Source organism: Nakamurella lactea DSM 19367 (assembly GCF_000426645.1).
Classification (GTDB): domain Bacteria; phylum Actinomycetota; class Actinomycetes; order Mycobacteriales; family Nakamurellaceae; genus Nakamurella; species Nakamurella lactea.
This window is the reverse complement of sequence record NZ_AUFT01000006.1, coordinates 268,257-283,920: the sequence shown is the minus strand read 5'-3', so window position 1 is coordinate 283,920 and position 15,664 is coordinate 268,257. Positions and strand designations below refer to the sequence as shown.

Genomic DNA, 15,664 nt, shown 5'->3' with positions numbered 1-15,664 from the left:
GATCGGTCAGCGCACCACACCCAGCACTGCGTCGGTCGCCATCGCCAGAGCGCCGAGAAGCTCTGCGTCGGAACCGGTTTCGGCGCGGACAACGGTGACTGCGTCGGAGACAGCAGGTTGCGCGAACCTGTCGATCGACTCCCGGATGCCGTCCATCACCGGGTCGCCGTATTCGCTGAGCTCGCCGCCGATGATCACCCCCGCTGGGTTGAGACAGTTGCACAGGTCGGCGATCACCCTGCCGATCGTCCGTCCCGCCCCGGACAGGATGCGACGGCCGGCCGGATCCGATTGGGCGACAGCCGGTTCCGCCAATTCAGGACGAATACGGCTGAGCTTGTCCCGGACCACGTCGATGGAGGCCTCCGTCTCCAGGCAACCGTGGTTCCCGCACCGACACCATTGCGTCAGACCTGGAATCTGGGTGTGTCCGATCTCGCCGGCGATACCAGTGGCGCCGCGATATGGCCTCCCCGACAGCACCAGACTCGACCCGACTCCGTGTGATGCCTTGACGTACAGGAAGTCGCCGAGACGTCCCCCGACACCGAACCGTAGCTCGCCCAACGCCCCGAGATTGGCGTCGTTGTCGACCTGGACCGGCAGCCCGATTCGGCGCTCCAACTCCAGTTCCGGCGACAGGTCCACCCAGCTGGAAAGGATGGTCGGGGACATCACGTTTCGCTGCGGCGTCGAATCCAACGGCCCTGGAATGCCCGCCGCCGCAGCCAATACCCGCTCGATCGGTGCGCCGAGATCGTGCAACGTCGCTGCCACCAGTTGCGCGCAGTTGTCGAGCGCTTCGGGTGCGTGTGCGTCGACCTGGATCTCGATGCGACGCCGGCTGCGAATTCGACCATCGGTCTCGGCAACGGCGACAGCGATGTGATTGTGGCCGAAGTCGATCGCCAACAGATACCCGGCAGGCAATACCGGGAGCAGCTCGACAGACGGCCGGCCGCTGCCCGATCCCGGTCCTTTCGGTGGCCCCACCCGTTCGACGACCTGGTTCGCATCGATGAGGGTGGACACCAGAGTCGAGATGGCACTGCGGGACAGCCCGGTGGCCGCCGCGAGCTCGGTCCGGCTGACGGATCGACGCTCTCGGACCAGCGCGAGCACGCGGTCGAGATTGGTATCGCGTGAACCCATGGGCCGAACCGTAGCAGGGCACCGATCCCTGATTGGTGCAGATGCGGTCGATTCCGGGGCGCAGTTCCGTGGAAGCGCAGGTTGCAGGCGCAACTGTGTCACTTTAATCCATGCTCAGAAATAAAAGCTGGCAGCCTTGACACTAATCAACCAGAAGATGAACGATTCCGGGCAGAACGTTCACGCCGAACCCCTGCGGACTCACCCGGCCCGGTCTGGTTCGGAACCTCACCTCAGTGAGCCTGCGCAGCAGCATGCGTCGAGTGACGAGCGGGCTGTCGGAGGCCAAACGTCCCAGCGGGGACACCGGAAGGACCGACGTGCCATGACGACATCAACTCGACCGTGGTCGAGAAGACCGGCTTCCACTGCGATCGGCATCACCGCGGCTGCGTTCCTGGTCGGAGGATTCCTGCCAGCAGCGGCCAGTCCTCCCGCGGTCAGCACAACGGCAGCGGTGCGCGCTGTCGCGGCGCCGGCCGTCACCGGCGATGCCAAGGTCGATGCGCTGCTCGCGAAGATGACCTTGGACGAAAAGCTGACGTTGCTGAACGGTGTGCGCGAGACGGCCACTGCCGATTCGCAGTACCAGGCCGGCTACCTGCCGGGCATCCCGCGGCTGGGCATTCCGTCGCTCAGACTGTCCGACGGTCCGCCCGGTGTCATCACCCGGCAGGACTCCACCGGTATGACCTCGACCATGGGAGTAGCCGCAACCTTCAGCCAGAGTGATGCCAAGGCGAACGGAGCGACCATCGGCCGTGACGCCCGGGCGTTGGGCCAGGACGTTGTCCTGGAACCGTTCGTCAACATGGACCGAGATACCAGCTGGGGCAGGGCATTCAACACGTTCGGGGAGGACCCGCTGCTCACCGGCCAGACCGCTGCGGCGGAGATCACCGGTATCCAGGCTCAAGGGGTGATGTCGCAGGTCAAGCACTACATCGCGTACGACGGCGGCAACAATGTGACTGTTGACTCGCAGACGCTCCACGAGATCTACCTGCAGCCGTTCGCCGATGCGGTCAAAGCCGGTGTCTCGTCCGTCATGTGCTCGTACAACGCCGTCAACGGGTACCAGGCGTGTGCGAATTCGACGATACTGACCCAGATCCTGCGGAACGAGCTGGGGTTCAAAGGGTTCGTCACCTCTGATTGGGGCGCCAACCACGGCACCACAGACCTCAATGCCGGCCTTGACCTGTCGATGCCGGGCGGCTCGTACTTCACCAAGGACAAGTTGAAGGCGGCGATCGGCAGTGGCTCGATCCAGGTGTCCAGGGTGACCGAGGCAGCCGGCCGAATTCTCTACGAGATGGATCTGTTCGGGCTGCTCGACGGTAACTCCAAGCACACGGTCACGCCGGAGACGACCGCGAAGAACCAACGAGTCGTCCTCAAGACGGCGCAGGATGCGGCCACGCTGCTCCAGAACAAAGGAAATATCCTTCCGCTCAGCAAGTCCTCGTTGTCGTCGCTGGCCCTGATCGGACCCGGCGCGGGGCAGACCATCGCCACCAACAGCGGTGGCGAGGCAGCCGGCGGGCTGGTAGACCTGCAGGTCAGTGCATTGACGACGCTGCGCAAGGAGACCAAGGGGACAGGTTCGCACATCAAGTACGCGGTCGCCGACGACCTGACCGGCGCCCCGGTACCGGCTTCGGCGCTGTCGCACAACGGATCTCCCGGGCTGCTCCGCAGCACCCCCGGCAGCACCGCCACCCAGGTGGACCGGAGGCTGAACTTCACCACCGGAAACAACCGGGCACTGGCGGCCGGCAGCTCGCAGAGCTGGAGCGGCGATCTGACGGTCGCCAAGGCCGGCAACTACTGGTTGAACATCCAGGCGTTGGGCGGTACGGCCACCCTCAAGGTCGACGGGAACACGCTGACCACCGTCGGTGGCGGGTTCGGACCGTCGGCTCGTTACGGCGTTGTGCACCCGACGGATGGGAACGCGCCGACGTCCACGACGGACCACCTCGCTAACGGGCGCACGTTGGTCGCCCTGACGGCCGGCCCGCACACCTTGTCCGTCGACCAGAGCCCCGACGTGTCGGGGCGTCCGGTCGAGGTCCGGCTGAACTGGGTCACGCCGGCTCAACAAAAGAAGAATCACGCAGCCGCGGTTGCTGCCGCGAAGCGGGCCAAGACCGCGGTGGTCTTCGTCTGGGCGACCGGCTCCGGTGATCTGTCGGCGCCGCTGCCGGACGGCCAGGACCAATTGATCGCCGATGTTGCGGCGGTGAACCCGAATACGGTGGTCGTGTTGCAGTCCAACGAACCGATTGCCATGCCGTGGCTTTCGTCGGTGAAGGCCGTTCTCGAGGTCTACTACGGGGGCGATCAGGCCGGAGTGGCGCAGGCGAACGTGCTGTTGGGCAAGGCCAACCCCGGCGGGCGGCTCCCCTTCACCTGGCCGACGAGCCTGGATCAGGAAGTGGCGCACCAGGCCGACCACCCTGAACGCTCCAGCGCCGGCGTGGACGCCGACGGGAAGCTGTGTACCAGTGGCGGCCGGAACTCCACCTGCAAGACGACCTACTCGGAGGGCCTGAACATCGGTTACCGGTTCTTCGACGCGACCGGGGAGAAGCCCCTGTACCCGTTCGGATATGGCCTGTCCTATGCCAAGTTCAAGTATTCGGGACTGCGCACCTCGACAGCGTCCGACGGCGGGTTGAACGTCAGCTTCCGGGTCCGCAACACCGGCAAGGTTGCCGGTGCCGAGGTTCCGCAGCTCTACCTGCGAGCACCGGATCAGGCGCCGGACGGCGTGCAGTTCGCGGTCAAGGCCTTAGCCGCCTACGGTCGAATCCAGCTGGCCGCCAAGCAATCTGTGACGGTCGCCCTGCACATTCCAGTGCGGCAGTTGCAGTACTGGTCGGACGCCTCCGGCTGGACCACTGCCGTCGGCACCCGCAGGTTGGAGGTTGGACCTAATGAGCAGGACGTGGCCCTGAGCCGGACGATCACCGTCCGCGATGGATCCACGGTGAGCGGGTACGCCAAGCACAACTGATCGGGCGACCCCGCCCGGAGGGTGACTGATTCGGTCGAACAGTCGCCACCGGGCGGGGACGCTCGCTGTTGCCGGCCAATCCTTGCGGAGCGCTCGGCCGCTACACCAGTTGACGCTGGACGGCGCTGGACGGCGCTGGACAGCGCGGGTCGGCGCCGACGTCTCCGAAAGCCTTTGGCGCTCGGGCGGTGTGCGTGTACCGTCAGCGACGCGACAGTTTGTCGCCCATACCGAAACGAACACGATGCGGAGCCGAGGAGGCGACCGATGAGCTGTAAGAGCTGGCACCGACTACCGGAACAGCCGAGCCGGCCGGCCATGCGCTACGCGCTGCCCGAGCCGCAACCCGCCTCGTTCGAATCGGTGACCTGAACCGCGTCCTTCACCATCTCGTGAGCGCCGGCGACCTCGGGTTGCCGGCGCTTCTTTGTGTCCACAACACAGCGGTGTCCACTACACCGTCAAATCCCGTCATTCCGAGAGGACCGCATCATGCAGCGAATCGGACCCAGATTGATCAGCTGGGCATCGATGATCGACGACGCCACCCTGGAGCAGGCGAAGCTCACCGCCGAGCTCGATATCATTCACCCGCACCTGGCGTTGATGCCGGACGCTCACCTCGGTAAGGGCGCGACTGTCGGCTCGGTGATCCCGACCAAGGGAGCGATCATTCCGGCGGCGGTCGGGGTCGACATCGGCTGCGGCATGCGTGCCGTCCGCACTCAGTTCAGCCGGTCGGAGCTGGTCGCGAGAGCGGCTGCAGCCCAGCCACTGTCGACACTGCGGACCTCGATCGAGCGCGCGATCCCGATGTCCATGGGTCGGCACAACGAGGAGGTGCTGCCGACTGCCGAGCCGCGGATCGCCACCCTGGAGGAGCTGGCCGGCGAGTTGCTGCCGACCATTCAGTCGCGCAGTAAGGGTTGGCGGCATCAGCTCGGTTCGCTGGGCTCGGGCAACCATTTCATCGAGGTGACCGCGGACGAGGCCGATCGGGTCTGGTTGTTCCTGCATTCTGGGTCGAGGGGTATCGGGAATCAGATCGCACAGCATCACATCGGTGTCGCCCGGACGGTGAATGCCGATGCGGGCGTGGTGTTGCCGGACCCCGACCTGGCCTATCTCACCGAGGGCACCGATGAGTTCGCGGCTTACTTGGCCGAGTTGACCTGGGCGCAGACCTTCGCCGCGCTCAACCGCGACGAGATGATGGAGCGCACCGTGTCCTGTCTGTCGCACTGGATGGACACCGAGGTGACGGTGGAGCAGGACATCGGTTGCCACCACAACTACTCGGCGTCCGAGGTGCACACCGTCAACGGCGTCGACGAGCGGTTGTGGGTGTCCCGCAAGGGTGCCATCCACGCCGGCGTCGGCGTGCCGGGGCTGATTCCGGGATCGATGGGAACGGCCTCGTACGTGGTGGTGGGCAAGGGAAATGCCGACGCCCTGCGGTCTGCCCCGCACGGCGCGGGACGGACCTACTCCCGGAACAGGGCTCGCAAGACGTTCAGCAAGGACGACCTGCGGGCAGCGATGGTCGGCATCGAGTACCGCGACACCGACGCGTTCATCGACGAGATTCCGGCCGCGTACAAGGACATCGACCAAGTGATGGCGGACGCCGCTGATCTGGTCGAGATCCGGCACACGCTGAGGCAGTTGGTGAGTGTGAAGGGCGATTAACGGTCCGGGCCGTGAACTCGGGTGGGTGGGTCCGGCGAAATCGCAGAAGTGGCCCGATCCGCGACGACATCACTCGGAGATGATCTGATCGGCGATACGTTCGAGGTTCGCCAAGTCGTCGCGCCGCAGTCGGTCGATGACGTGCCGCCGTACCGAGACCACGTGGGCAGGGGCGGCTTCGGCCAGGATCTCGAACCCGTGGGGCGTGAGGACCAGCAGGCAACCCCGGCCGTCGTCCGGGTCGGGCCGTCGCTCGACCAGACCGCGGGACTCCATGCGGCTCGCGTGTCGGGAGAGCCGGCTGCGCGACCAGGCCATCTTGGTGGCCTGTGCGTGCAGGGTGCTTGTCCGGTCGGGGGCCTCTGACAATGTGCTGAGGACCTCGTAGTCGGCTTCGGAAAGTCCCAATTCGGCGAGGTCCTGTGCCGTGCGCGCCTGGACGACGACCATCATCCGCCGGAACGTTCGCCAGGCCCGCTCTTCGTCCGCGTCCAACCACGAATCGACCGCCTGCACCGGTTTCATTGACATGTAACCAACATAGTACTAATCTCGTTTCTATGTTAACGAGATGTCTGCGAGTCCTTGTCATCGTGTGCAGCACGCGGCCCGGAGCGTTGGGGCCGTCGATCGCCGAGTGGCTGGCGGGGAGCCTTGCCCATCAGGCGGCGGACCGCGCCGTCGAGTTGGTTCCGGTCTCCCTGGCCGAGCTGGGCCTGCCCTTCCTGGACGAGGAGGAGCAGCCGTCCACGGCGATCTATCGGCACGAGCACACCCGACGGTGGAGCGCGATGGTCGATGCCGCTGACGGCTTCATCGTGGTGACGCCGGAATACAACTACGGGATGCCGGCGTCCCTGAAGAACGCGCTGGACTACCTTTCCCGGGAATGGGCTTGGAAGCCGGTCGCGTTCGTCAGTTACGGGAACACCTCCGCCGGCACCAGGTCGGTCCAGCATGCCAAGCAGGTGGTCACCACGCTGCGGTTGGTGCCAACGGGCGCAACGCTGGCGATCCGCATCGGCGACGCAGTTGAGCACGGCCGGTTGCGCCCCGATGTTGGCCGCGACGCAGCGGCCGCCGCAGTCCTCGACGAGTTGGTCCGGCTCAGCCACACCCTCCGGCCTCTCCGCGAGCAGGAACAGGACGGCACCCTCCCCGGCCCGCTGCCGGGGACCTACCTGCGACGGCTGGGTCCTCAAGACGCTGCCGAGGTGGCCGTGCTGCAACGGTGCTGCTGGGTTGACGAAGCGATTGCCAACGACTCGCTGGCCATTCCTGCGTTGCTGGAGTCGCCGGAGGAGATCAAGGACTGGCTTGCCGATTGGCAGTCCTGGGGCCTGTGGCGTGATGGGAGGCTGTTAGGGATGATCCGAGCCCGCCGGATCGACGACGAGTGGCACGTTGGTCGCCTCGCAGTCGCCCCCGACCAGCGCGGCCGAGGCGTGGGTGGCTGGCTTCTCGAGTTGGCTGAGGCAGCCTGCGATCCAGGGTGTCAGACCCTGTGTCTGTTCACCGGGGCACGCAGCCAGGCCAACATTCGGCGCTATCAGAGCAGTGGGTACCGGGTGGTGGCTGAGCGCGGCGCGCCCGGAGTGGTTTGCATGATCAGGCCGCGGGCGTCTGGGACGAGGACGCATTCTGATCCCGCCGAGGCGCCTCACGGCACCAGCACGACCTTTCCCAGGGACCGACGCTCCTCGATCGCGCGGTGGGCCTCTGGCGCCTCGGCGAGCGAGAAGCGCTGGCCGATGTGAGGGACCAGTGACCTGTCGGCCGTAGCAGCCAGAGCCTTCTCCTCGAGATCTCGCAGTCCGCCCGCGCGTTGAAATAGCCGCGCGCCGACCGCCGCCGAGACCGCGATACCAGTGTTGTAGACGGTTTCGGCGTCCAGCGGGATGGCAGAGCCGGACGCGGTGCCGAACATGACCAGCCGCCCACCGGGTCGGAGGAGGGCCATGGCTTCTGCGCCAAGGCTGCCACCCACCCCGTCCAGGACCAGGCTGGCACGCGAAGGCCCTAAGAGACTTTGCACCACGTCAGGCCAGTCCGTCTGACCGGAGTCGATCGCTTCACCCCCCAAGGCGACGACGGTTTCAGCCTTGGCGGCGCCGGTCGCCAGGCCGATCACGCGTGCCCCGCTTCGCCGGGCAGCCACGGTGAGCATCGCGCCGACGCCGCCGGCGGCGCCCGTGACGACGACGATGTCGTCGGTACGGATCTCAGCGAGTTCGAGGATGGCCTGCGCAGTGCGGCCCGTGCCGATGGCCGCGACGGCCTCGGCGGGGTCGACGTACCCCGCGACACCGTGAAGTCTTGGGACGTCGGCAATTGCGAGCTCGGCATAGCCACCGCTCGCGACGCCGAGATCGGCGACGACATACCGTCCGACCCAGGACGAATCGTCGTCTGAGCCCACGGCATCGACATGTCCGGCTACCTCGCGGCCGGGGGTCATCGGCAAGGTCACGCGTGCGCGCGGTGGACCCAGGCCGGATCGGATTTGGGCGTCGAGCAGGTGCACACCCGCGGCGAGGACCCGGATCCTGACCTGGCCGGGCCCAGGGCTGAGGTCGGGCAGGCGCTCTAGCCGCAGCGTTTCCGGGCCGCCGAACTCGTGCTGTCGGATCGCTCTCACAGCGCGCCGCCTGCTCCCGCGAGAGCTCGCCCGTCCAGCCCGTGACGGTTGATCCATTCGCACAGGGCCGTGGCGATCGCGGCAGGCTGGTCCTCCGGTGCATGGTGGCCGGCGACGCCGCAGTCGACGATCTCGAGGTTGGTGGCATGGCCACGTACCCATGCCTCGACCGGGGGTCCCATCAGGCCGGGGCCGTCATGGAAGGTCGGCATCAGCTTCGGTACGTCGGCCGACTCTGCCAGCCATCTGTCGTAGCTCTCGACCCGGGCGACGACATCGGCCGGCTGGCCGTCGATCGGCATAGATCGTGGCCACTGTAGGAGTGGTCGCCGCGACTCCGGAGTTGGAAACGGGGCTCGGTAGACGTCGTGATCGGGCTCGCTGAGCTGGGCGATGTTGCCGGTCAGCGCCCGCTCGATGAAGAGATTTTCTTCCAGAACGGCGTGCTCGCCGGCTCCAGGTGTCCGCAACATGGTGAAGACCGGTCGGGCCGACTCCGGCAGGTCCTTCCAGGACATCGGTCGCACGATGGTTTCGAAGAACGCGATGCCGCGAACCTGTGATGGATGCCGGGCCGCCCAGTCCAGGGCGAGCGCGCCGCCCCAGTCGTGGCCAACGAGGACGATCTGGCGGAGCCCCATGCTCTCGATCCAGCCCTCCAGGTAGCGCGCCTGATCTGCGAACGAATACGCGATGTCGGGCTTTCCCGATCGACCCATGCCGACAAGATCGAGCGCGAGGGCCCGGACCGTTCCGGGCATACGGGGCAGGATTTTTCGCCACAGGTGTGAGGAAGTCGGGTTGCCATGGAGGAAGACGACGGGCTGCCCCTCCCCCATAGTCTGGTAGTGCAGATGGGTGTCAAGTACATCGATGTCCGGCATGGTTTTCCTTGGGCTCTAGAATGACAGGTGACTGACGAAACTAGTATGGGAGATTAGACAGGTGCCTGTCAATAACGGCGCGAATGACGGGCCTCGGATCTCGCTGATGCTTCGAGTCCTCCATGAGGCGTACACATCGGCCGTGGATGGCGAATTGGCCGCAGCGGGCTTCGAAAACCTCACGGGAGGTCGTGCGAAGGTGCTTCCGTTCGTTCCCGCGGACGGCATTGCGGTGGGCAGGCTCGCCGCGCTCGCGGGCGTGCGGAAGCAGAGCATGGCCCAGATGGTCGACCAGCTGCAGAAGGATGGCTACCTGTGGACACGGGCGCACCCGGATGACGCGCGCTCCCGGCTGGTCTTCCTGACCCTGCTCGGCGAGCAGGCCAGGCCCGAGGCGATTGCTGCTGGCGACCGTGTCGAACAGGTCTGGGCCGAGCTGACCAGTGCCGCCCTCGTCGCGAGGCTGCGAACCGACTTGAGAAGACTTTCTGAGGCGATAGAAGACGTTCGCCTAATCTGATGCGGTGAACCTTGACCTCGTCACCCTCGTTGTCGAGGAGTACGACGCTGCGATCGCGTTTTTCACCGAGGTACTCGGCTTCGACCTTGCCGAGGACTCCCCATCGCTGACGAACGACGGCCGGCCCAAGCGCTGGGTGGTGGTCCGGCCGCCCGGCGGCGGCACCGGCCTGTTGCTGGCCCAATCGGACGGAACCGAGCAGGACGCGGTGATCGGCAACCAGCACGGCGGGCGGGTCGGATACTTCCTGCGGGTGGACGACTTCGACGCTCACTACCGGCGGATGATGCAGGCCGGCGTCGAATTCCTCACCGAACCGCGCACCGAGTCGTACGGGCGGGTGGCGGTCTTCCGGGACCTGGCAGGCAACAAGTGGGATCTGCTGTCCGGTGAATGAGTCGGTCGCGGAGATTCTTGCCACGGCCAGGGTTTTCGCCCTCCCGATGGTCACCAAGTTCCGTCGCGTCACCGTCCGCGAGGGCATCTTGCTGCACGGACCGGCCGGTTGGGCAGAGTTCGCCCCGTTCCGCGATTACGACGACGTGGCCTGCGTGCCCTGGCTGCGCGCGGCGCTGGCCTCGGCCTCTGTCGCATGGCCGACGCCGGTGCGGGCGTTCATCGACGTCAACACCACGGTCCCGGTGGTCTCACCCGAACGCGCCGCCGAACTCGTGACGGCGTCCGGCTGCCGCACGGCGAAGGTGAAGGTCGCCGATCCCGGCAGCGAGCCGGCGGCGGACGCCGATCGGCTGGCCGCGGTCCGGGAGGCCCTCGGCCCGGGCGGACGGATCAGGATCGATGCGAACGCGGCCTGGTCGGCGGTCGAGGCCATCGAGCTGATCCCGATGCTGGCGGACGCGGCCGGCGGGCTGGAGTACGTGGAGCAGCCCTGCCCGTCGGTCGCCGAACTCGCCCGGGTGCGGGCGGCGGTCGGGGTGCCGATCGCCGCTGACGAGTCGATCCGGCTGGCCACCGACCCGCTCGCCGTCGCCAGGGCCGGCGCCGCCGATGTCGCCGTCATCAAGGTCGCCCCGCTCGGCGGGGTGCCCGCGGCGCTACGCATCGCGGCGGCCGTTCAGCGCGAGTCGGGGATGCAGATCGTGGTGTCGTCCGCGGTCGATTCGGCCGTGGGCCTGGCCGCCGGGGTGGCCGCGGCCGCCGCCCTGCCCGAGCTGCCGTACGCCTGCGGACTTGGCACCGCCTCCCTACTGGCTGAGGACGTCGTCACCGACCGGCCACTGCCGGTCGACGGCCGGTTGCCGGCCCCGCGCATCGCGCCGGAACCGGACCGGCTGGCGGCGGTGACCGCCGACGCCGGGACGAGTTCCTACTGGCTGGACCGGCTGCGCCGGGTGGCAGAGCTGCTCGAGCGACCCGGCACACTGTCCGAGTGAGTAACTCGCCCGCCTCCAGAGCTGAACAGCGCACGCGGACCATTGCCGCGTACCAAGCCGACGCCGGCTCCTACAGCGCGGCGACTTCGTCCATGTCACGATCGATGTCGCCCGCAACGGCTGCGGCGATCGACGGGTTCGTCGAGCGCTGCGGGGCCGGGGCAAGGATCCTGGAGATCGGAAGCGGGCCGGGACACGATGCCCTGGCATTGGAAGCGCGGGGTCTGTTGGTCGATCGGACCGACATCACCCCCGCCTTCGTCGACCTGTTACGTGAGCGTGGCAAGACTGCCAAGGTGCTGGACCCGCTGATCGACGATCTGGCCGGACCCTACGACGGCGTGTGGGCAAGCGCAGTCTTGTTGCATCTGAGCAGGTTCGAGGCGCCTGTTGTGCTGTACCGGTTAGCCCAGGCCACGGTTCCGGGAGGTTGGCTGGCAACCTCGGTGAAGGTCGGTGACGGCGACGACTGGTTGATCAGGGGCAGCATCGCCGGTGCGAGACACTTCACTTTCTGGCAGCGGGAATCATGGTGCGCAGCCCAGGAGGCGGCCGGATGGTCGGTCGTGGAATCCGGTGAGAACCCAGGTCGTCTCGGCGACACCTGGCTGCGCACTCTTGCGCGGCGCCCGTTCGCAACCGCCACTGGGGACGCCAGGTGACCAACCCACCATCCGTCGCTCTGGCCCGCACGCTGGTCGAGGAGTTCATCGCGGCCGGCGTCACCGACGCGGTGTTGGCGCCCGGGTCGCGGAACGCACCGCTGTCCATCGCCCTGCAGCAGGCCGACGCGGTTGGCCGGATCCGGCTGCACGTGCGGATCGACGAACGCACCGCGGGATTCCTCGCACTCGGGTTGGGTCGCGGTGCCGGCCGTCCGGCACTGGTGGCGACCACCTCCGGTACGGCGGTGGCCAACCTGCACCCGGCCGTGCTGGAGGCCCATCACGGCGGTGTCCCGATGATCGTGCTGTCCGCCGATCGCCCGCCGGCGTTGCGGGAGCTGGGCGCGAACCAGGTGATCGATCAGCGTCGGGTGTTCGGCCCGGCGTTGCGCCTGTTCACCGAGATCGACACTCCCGCAGGCGATCCGGGTGATCCGGCCCGATGGCGATCCGCCGTCGGTGAGGCGATGGTCGCGGCCACCGCCGCCCTGCCCGGCCCGGTGCAGCTGAACCTTCCGCTGGCCGAGCCGTTGCTGCCCGATGACGACGAACCGTGGTCACCTGCTGCTTCGTCATCCCTGGTTCCGCAGCGCCAGCCGTTCGAGCAGCGGCAGCCGATGGACGCGACGCCGATCGAGGCGCCGCGGCCGGGGGAGCGGGTGTTGTTCCTGGCCGATCTGACCCATCCGGCGGCCGCCGGCGTTGCGGCTGCCGGGCATCCGGTGATCGCGGAGTCCGGTGGCGCAGCAGGAAGTGCCGTGCTGGACGCCGGGATCCCGTTGCTGGAAGCGGGTTTCGCCGACCTCGCGCCGCCCGACCGGGTGGTCGTGCTCGGCCGCCCCACGCTCTACCGCGCGGTGTCCAGGCTGCTGGCCACCGCCCCGCGGATAGATGTGGTCGGACCCACCGGCCCGGTCGCCGACCCGACCGGTCGGGCGCACGCCGTCGCGGCCGGGCTGGCACCGATCGCCGCACCCGCTGCGCCGGCGTTCCGAACTGCATGGCGGGAGGCAAATGCCGCTGCCGCCACCGTGATCGCACGTCGACTGGCAGGGGCGGACCTCGCACTCGGGCCCAAGCTCGCCCGGGAGCTGGTGGCGACCCTGCCGTCCGGGGAGCCGGGCATTCCGCTGGTACTCGGCTCGTCCCAGACTCCCCGTGATGTCGGACGGTTCGCGACGGCGCGGGCGGGGATCCGGGTGATCGCGAACCGTGGCGTCGCCGGCATCGACGGCAGCAATTCGACCGCCGTCGGCGTTGCGCTCGCCAGCGGCCGTCCGACGGTGGCGTTGATGGGTGATCTCACTTTTCTGTACGACCTGACGGGGCTGCTGATCGGCCCGCACGAACCCCGGCCGGACCTGACGATCGTCGTTTCCAACAATGACGGTGGGGCGATCTTCGCCACGCTGGAACCGGGACAACCCCGCTACGGCAGCGCCTTTGAACGGGTCTTCGGCACTCCGCACGGGGCGGCGGTCGGCCAGGCGGTCGAGGCGTTCGGCGTCGAGCATGTGCTGGTCACCGAACCCGAGCAGTTGCGGGCGGAGCTCGCCGATGGCACCGGCATCCGGGTGCTGGAGGTGCCGACCTCACGCACCGACCTGCGGGACTGGTTGGCCGACACCGGCGCTGCCGTGCAGGCTGCGCTCTGAGTCCTGCCGCGGAGGGAGGTCACCGAGACGTCGCATCGGGCGGGTGAGGGCCGGGTGTGTGGCGCGGGAGGTCACCGAGACGTCGCAACGGGCGGGTGAGGGCCGGGTGTGTGGCGCGGGAGGTCACCGAGACGTCGCATCGGGCGGGTGAGGGCTGCGGGACGACCCGTCAGCCGGACTCCAGGGCATCCCGGATCGGCAGCATCTTGACCTGCGCCTCCCTGGCCTCGGTGTCCGGATCCGAGTCGGCGACGATGCCACCGCCGGCGATCATCCGGACGGTCCGTCCGCGTACTTCGGCGCAGCGCAGAGCCAGGGCGAACTCGCCGTCGCCGGATGCGTCGATCCAGCCAACCGGTCCGGCGTAGCGCCCGCGGCCGACCGGTTCCAACTCGCGGATCGTCTGCATCGCAACGTGTGTCGGGGTGCCGCCGACGGCAGCGGTGGGGTGCAGCAGGGCAGCCAGCTCCAGCGCCGTGAGCGCCGGCTCGGTGAGCTCACCGGAGATGTCGGTGGCCAGATGGGTCAGGTTCGCCAGCACCAGCGGGCTCGCCTGCGCCGGCACCTCGAGCGTCGTGGACACCGGCAGCAGCGCCTCGGCGACCGAATCGACCGCGTACCGGTGCTCCTCCTGGTTCTTGCTGCTGGCGATCAGCGTCGCACTCACCGGATCCCCGGCGTGCTCGGCCCACCCGGTGCCGGCCAGTACCCTGGATTGGATGTGAGATCCGTTGCGCTGCAGCAACATCTCGGGCGTCGCACCGATCAGACCGTCGATCGCGTAGGTCCAGCAGGAGGGGTAGCGGGCGGCCAGCGCGTCGAGCAGGAACCGTTCGTCGACGTCGCGTTCGGTGGTCGCGGTCAAGTCGTGGCTGAGTACCACCTTGCGCAGTTCGCCGGCCCTGATCCGGGCCGTCGCGGCCGCCACCGCCGCGGTGAAGCCGGCCACCGAGAACGTCGCGTCGGAGTAACGGACCGAACCGGGGGACCGCACCGGAACCACCTGCTGACGGTCGGGCCGGCCGATCACGGTGCTGAAGGTGCCGCGCCCGTTCCGCCGGATCAGCACCTGCGGGACGATGGCCACCGCCTCGTCGGGCGTCGGCCCTGAGGAGTCGAAGCCCAGAGCGACGAAGGCCACCGGGCCGCCGATCCCGTCGGCGTCGTCGATGTCGAACTGGTCTACCAGCTCCGCGAACCAGTCGCCGATCTGTCGCGCGGCGCCGGGACCGGCCGTGGTGAACCGGGCGTACTCGCCCCACCCGATCAGCCCGTCACCGTCGGTGACGAAGGACAGGGTGCCGGTCGGCGCGGGAATAGCGGTGAACAACGAGCCGTCGATCGGCTCGATGGCTCGGGTGACAACGCGCACGGCCGAGTCGAGCGCGGCGGTCGTCGGGTGCATAGCCGTCACTCCTGCGACCCTAGCGGCCCGTCCGGCAGTCCGACGACGGCCGCACCGGCGACTGTGGCCGTCGAGACACTGTGGTGTTACGGACACTGCACCTGATCGAACACTGCGCCCAATCGAACACTGCACCCTGATCGAACACTGCGCCTGGTCGCAGACCGCCTCCTAGACTCGCAGCGTGAGTCCCGCCCGCACGTCACCCGCCCGGCGGTGGTTGCAGCGCGGTGTGCTGACGGTGACCGGGGCGATTGCCATCATGCTGCTGGCGCTGCTGGCCGCGATGTACCTCAACGACCGGACGATCGACGCGGACCGGGTCCGGACGACCGCAACGGTGCTGGCGGTGTCGCCGCTGCGGACCGGGATCGAGTTCGTCGACCAGAACGGGCTGACGGTCCGCCCCAGCGGCGGCGTGCTCTACCCGGGCCTGTTGCACGTCGGACAGCAGTTCGTGGTCGAGTATTCCGCCGCCCATCCGGAGGTGGTGCGAGTGGCCGGGCGGACCGCGGCGAACGGGCTGTTGATGGTCCTGTTCGCCGCGGCCGGTACCGCGCTGGTCGCGGCGGCGGCGCCGATGCTGCTCCGCCGGTCGGCCGACCGGGTCGGCCGCCGGGTGCGCGCGGTGGGCTGACGG

Annotated in this window: 14 protein-coding genes; 9 read left to right on the top strand and 5 right to left on the bottom strand. The window is 68.0% G+C overall.

Annotation, left to right across the window (positions count from 1 at the left end; translation table 11 throughout):
* Positions 1-6: 6 nt before the first annotated feature.
* Positions 7-1,152, bottom strand: coding sequence for an ROK family transcriptional regulator (locus K340_RS0107130; protein ID WP_029136217.1), 1,146 nt, complete (start codon positions 1,150-1,152; stop codon positions 7-9).
* A gap of 325 nt (positions 1,153-1,477) precedes the next feature.
* Between K340_RS0107130 and K340_RS28075 the strand changes: the two genes are divergently transcribed.
* Positions 1,478-4,174: a beta-glucosidase family protein gene (locus K340_RS28075; RefSeq protein WP_084614128.1), complete on the top strand. Its 2,697-nt coding sequence runs from the start codon at positions 1,478-1,480 to the stop codon at positions 4,172-4,174.
* 492 nt (positions 4,175-4,666) lie between these two features.
* Positions 4,667-5,863, top strand: coding sequence for an RtcB family protein (locus tag K340_RS0107115; protein WP_029136216.1), 1,197 nt, complete (start codon positions 4,667-4,669; stop codon positions 5,861-5,863).
* Between the two features lie 69 nt (positions 5,864-5,932).
* On the opposite strand, the gene K340_RS28070 is transcribed toward K340_RS0107115, so the two are convergent.
* The gene (locus K340_RS28070) at positions 5,933-6,394 is read right to left on the bottom strand and encodes a MarR family winged helix-turn-helix transcriptional regulator (RefSeq protein WP_037363103.1); all 462 of its coding nucleotides are present in this window, start codon (positions 6,392-6,394) and stop codon (positions 5,933-5,935) included.
* Between the two features lie 29 nt (positions 6,395-6,423).
* Between K340_RS28070 and K340_RS28065 the strand changes: the two genes are divergently transcribed.
* Complete coding sequence (locus K340_RS28065) at positions 6,424-7,620, top strand: bifunctional NAD(P)H-dependent oxidoreductase/GNAT family N-acetyltransferase (protein ID WP_084614127.1); 1,197 nt, start codon at positions 6,424-6,426, stop codon at positions 7,618-7,620.
* Here the strand turns inward: K340_RS28065 and K340_RS0107100 are convergent.
* On the bottom strand, positions 7,524-8,501 hold the full coding sequence (locus K340_RS0107100) for a zinc-binding dehydrogenase (protein WP_084614126.1): 978 nt from the start codon (positions 8,499-8,501) through the stop codon (positions 7,524-7,526). The two genes, K340_RS28065 and K340_RS0107100, sit on opposite strands and share 97 nt — an antisense overlap.
* Positions 8,498-9,385: a haloalkane dehalogenase gene (locus K340_RS0107090; protein WP_029136214.1), complete on the bottom strand. Its 888-nt coding sequence runs from the start codon at positions 9,383-9,385 to the stop codon at positions 8,498-8,500. The genes K340_RS0107100 and K340_RS0107090 overlap by 4 nt, the downstream gene beginning before the upstream one ends.
* A gap of 142 nt (positions 9,386-9,527) precedes the next feature.
* On the opposite strand from K340_RS0107090, the gene K340_RS0107085 reads away from it, so the two are divergent.
* From K340_RS0107085 to menD, 5 genes are read left to right on the top strand one after another with little or no spacing between them, the layout of a single operon-like run.
* A complete protein-coding gene (locus K340_RS0107085; RefSeq protein ID WP_154674123.1) occupies positions 9,528-9,905 on the top strand; it encodes a MarR family winged helix-turn-helix transcriptional regulator in 378 nt (125 codons plus the stop codon).
* Between the two features lie 4 nt (positions 9,906-9,909).
* The gene (locus tag K340_RS0107080; protein ID WP_029136212.1) at positions 9,910-10,302 is read left to right on the top strand and encodes a VOC family protein; all 393 of its coding nucleotides are present in this window, start codon (positions 9,910-9,912) and stop codon (positions 10,300-10,302) included.
* Positions 10,295-11,299: an o-succinylbenzoate synthase gene (locus K340_RS0107075; protein WP_245599488.1), complete on the top strand. Its 1,005-nt coding sequence runs from the start codon at positions 10,295-10,297 to the stop codon at positions 11,297-11,299. Before K340_RS0107080 ends, K340_RS0107075 begins: the two co-directional genes overlap by 8 nt.
* Complete coding sequence (locus K340_RS28060; RefSeq protein ID WP_154674122.1) at positions 11,296-11,961, top strand: class I SAM-dependent methyltransferase; 666 nt, start codon at positions 11,296-11,298, stop codon at positions 11,959-11,961. Before K340_RS0107075 ends, K340_RS28060 begins: the two co-directional genes overlap by 4 nt.
* Positions 11,958-13,619 carry a 2-succinyl-5-enolpyruvyl-6-hydroxy-3-cyclohexene-1-carboxylic-acid synthase gene (gene menD / locus K340_RS0107065; RefSeq protein ID WP_029136210.1) on the top strand — a complete coding sequence of 554 codons (1,662 nt, stop codon included), beginning with the start codon at positions 11,958-11,960 and terminating at the stop codon, positions 13,617-13,619. The genes K340_RS28060 and menD overlap by 4 nt, the downstream gene beginning before the upstream one ends.
* A 169-nt stretch (positions 13,620-13,788) precedes the next feature.
* Here menD and K340_RS0107060 read toward each other — a convergent pair whose 3' ends face one another.
* On the bottom strand, positions 13,789-15,024 hold the full coding sequence (locus K340_RS0107060) for an isochorismate synthase (protein WP_029136209.1): 1,236 nt from the start codon (positions 15,022-15,024) through the stop codon (positions 13,789-13,791).
* 184 nt (positions 15,025-15,208) lie between these two features.
* On the opposite strand from K340_RS0107060, the gene K340_RS28055 reads away from it, so the two are divergent.
* Positions 15,209-15,661 carry a DUF3592 domain-containing protein gene (locus K340_RS28055; RefSeq protein ID WP_154674121.1) on the top strand — a complete coding sequence of 151 codons (453 nt, stop codon included), beginning with the start codon at positions 15,209-15,211 and terminating at the stop codon, positions 15,659-15,661.
* Positions 15,662-15,664: the final 3 nt, after the last annotated feature.

Bases quoted from the DNA above. Each gene is read 5' to 3' on its own strand.
- K340_RS0107130 (WP_029136217.1), bottom strand. From the start codon at position 1,152: ATGGGTTCACGCGATACCAATCTCGACCGCGTGCTCGCGCTGGTCCGA.
- K340_RS0107060 (WP_029136209.1), bottom strand. From the start codon at position 15,024: ATGCACCCGACGACCGCCGCGCTCGACTCGGCCGTGCGCGTTGTCACC.
- K340_RS28070 (WP_037363103.1), bottom strand. From the start codon at position 6,394: ATGTCAATGAAACCGGTGCAGGCGGTCGATTCGTGGTTGGACGCGGAC.
- K340_RS28065 (WP_084614127.1), top strand. From the start codon at position 6,424: ATGTTAACGAGATGTCTGCGAGTCCTTGTCATCGTGTGCAGCACGCGG.
- K340_RS0107115 (WP_029136216.1), top strand. From the start codon at position 4,667: ATGCAGCGAATCGGACCCAGATTGATCAGCTGGGCATCGATGATCGAC.
- K340_RS28075 (WP_084614128.1), top strand. From the start codon at position 1,478: ATGACGACATCAACTCGACCGTGGTCGAGAAGACCGGCTTCCACTGCG.
- K340_RS0107090 (WP_029136214.1), bottom strand. From the start codon at position 9,385: ATGCCGGACATCGATGTACTTGACACCCATCTGCACTACCAGACTATG.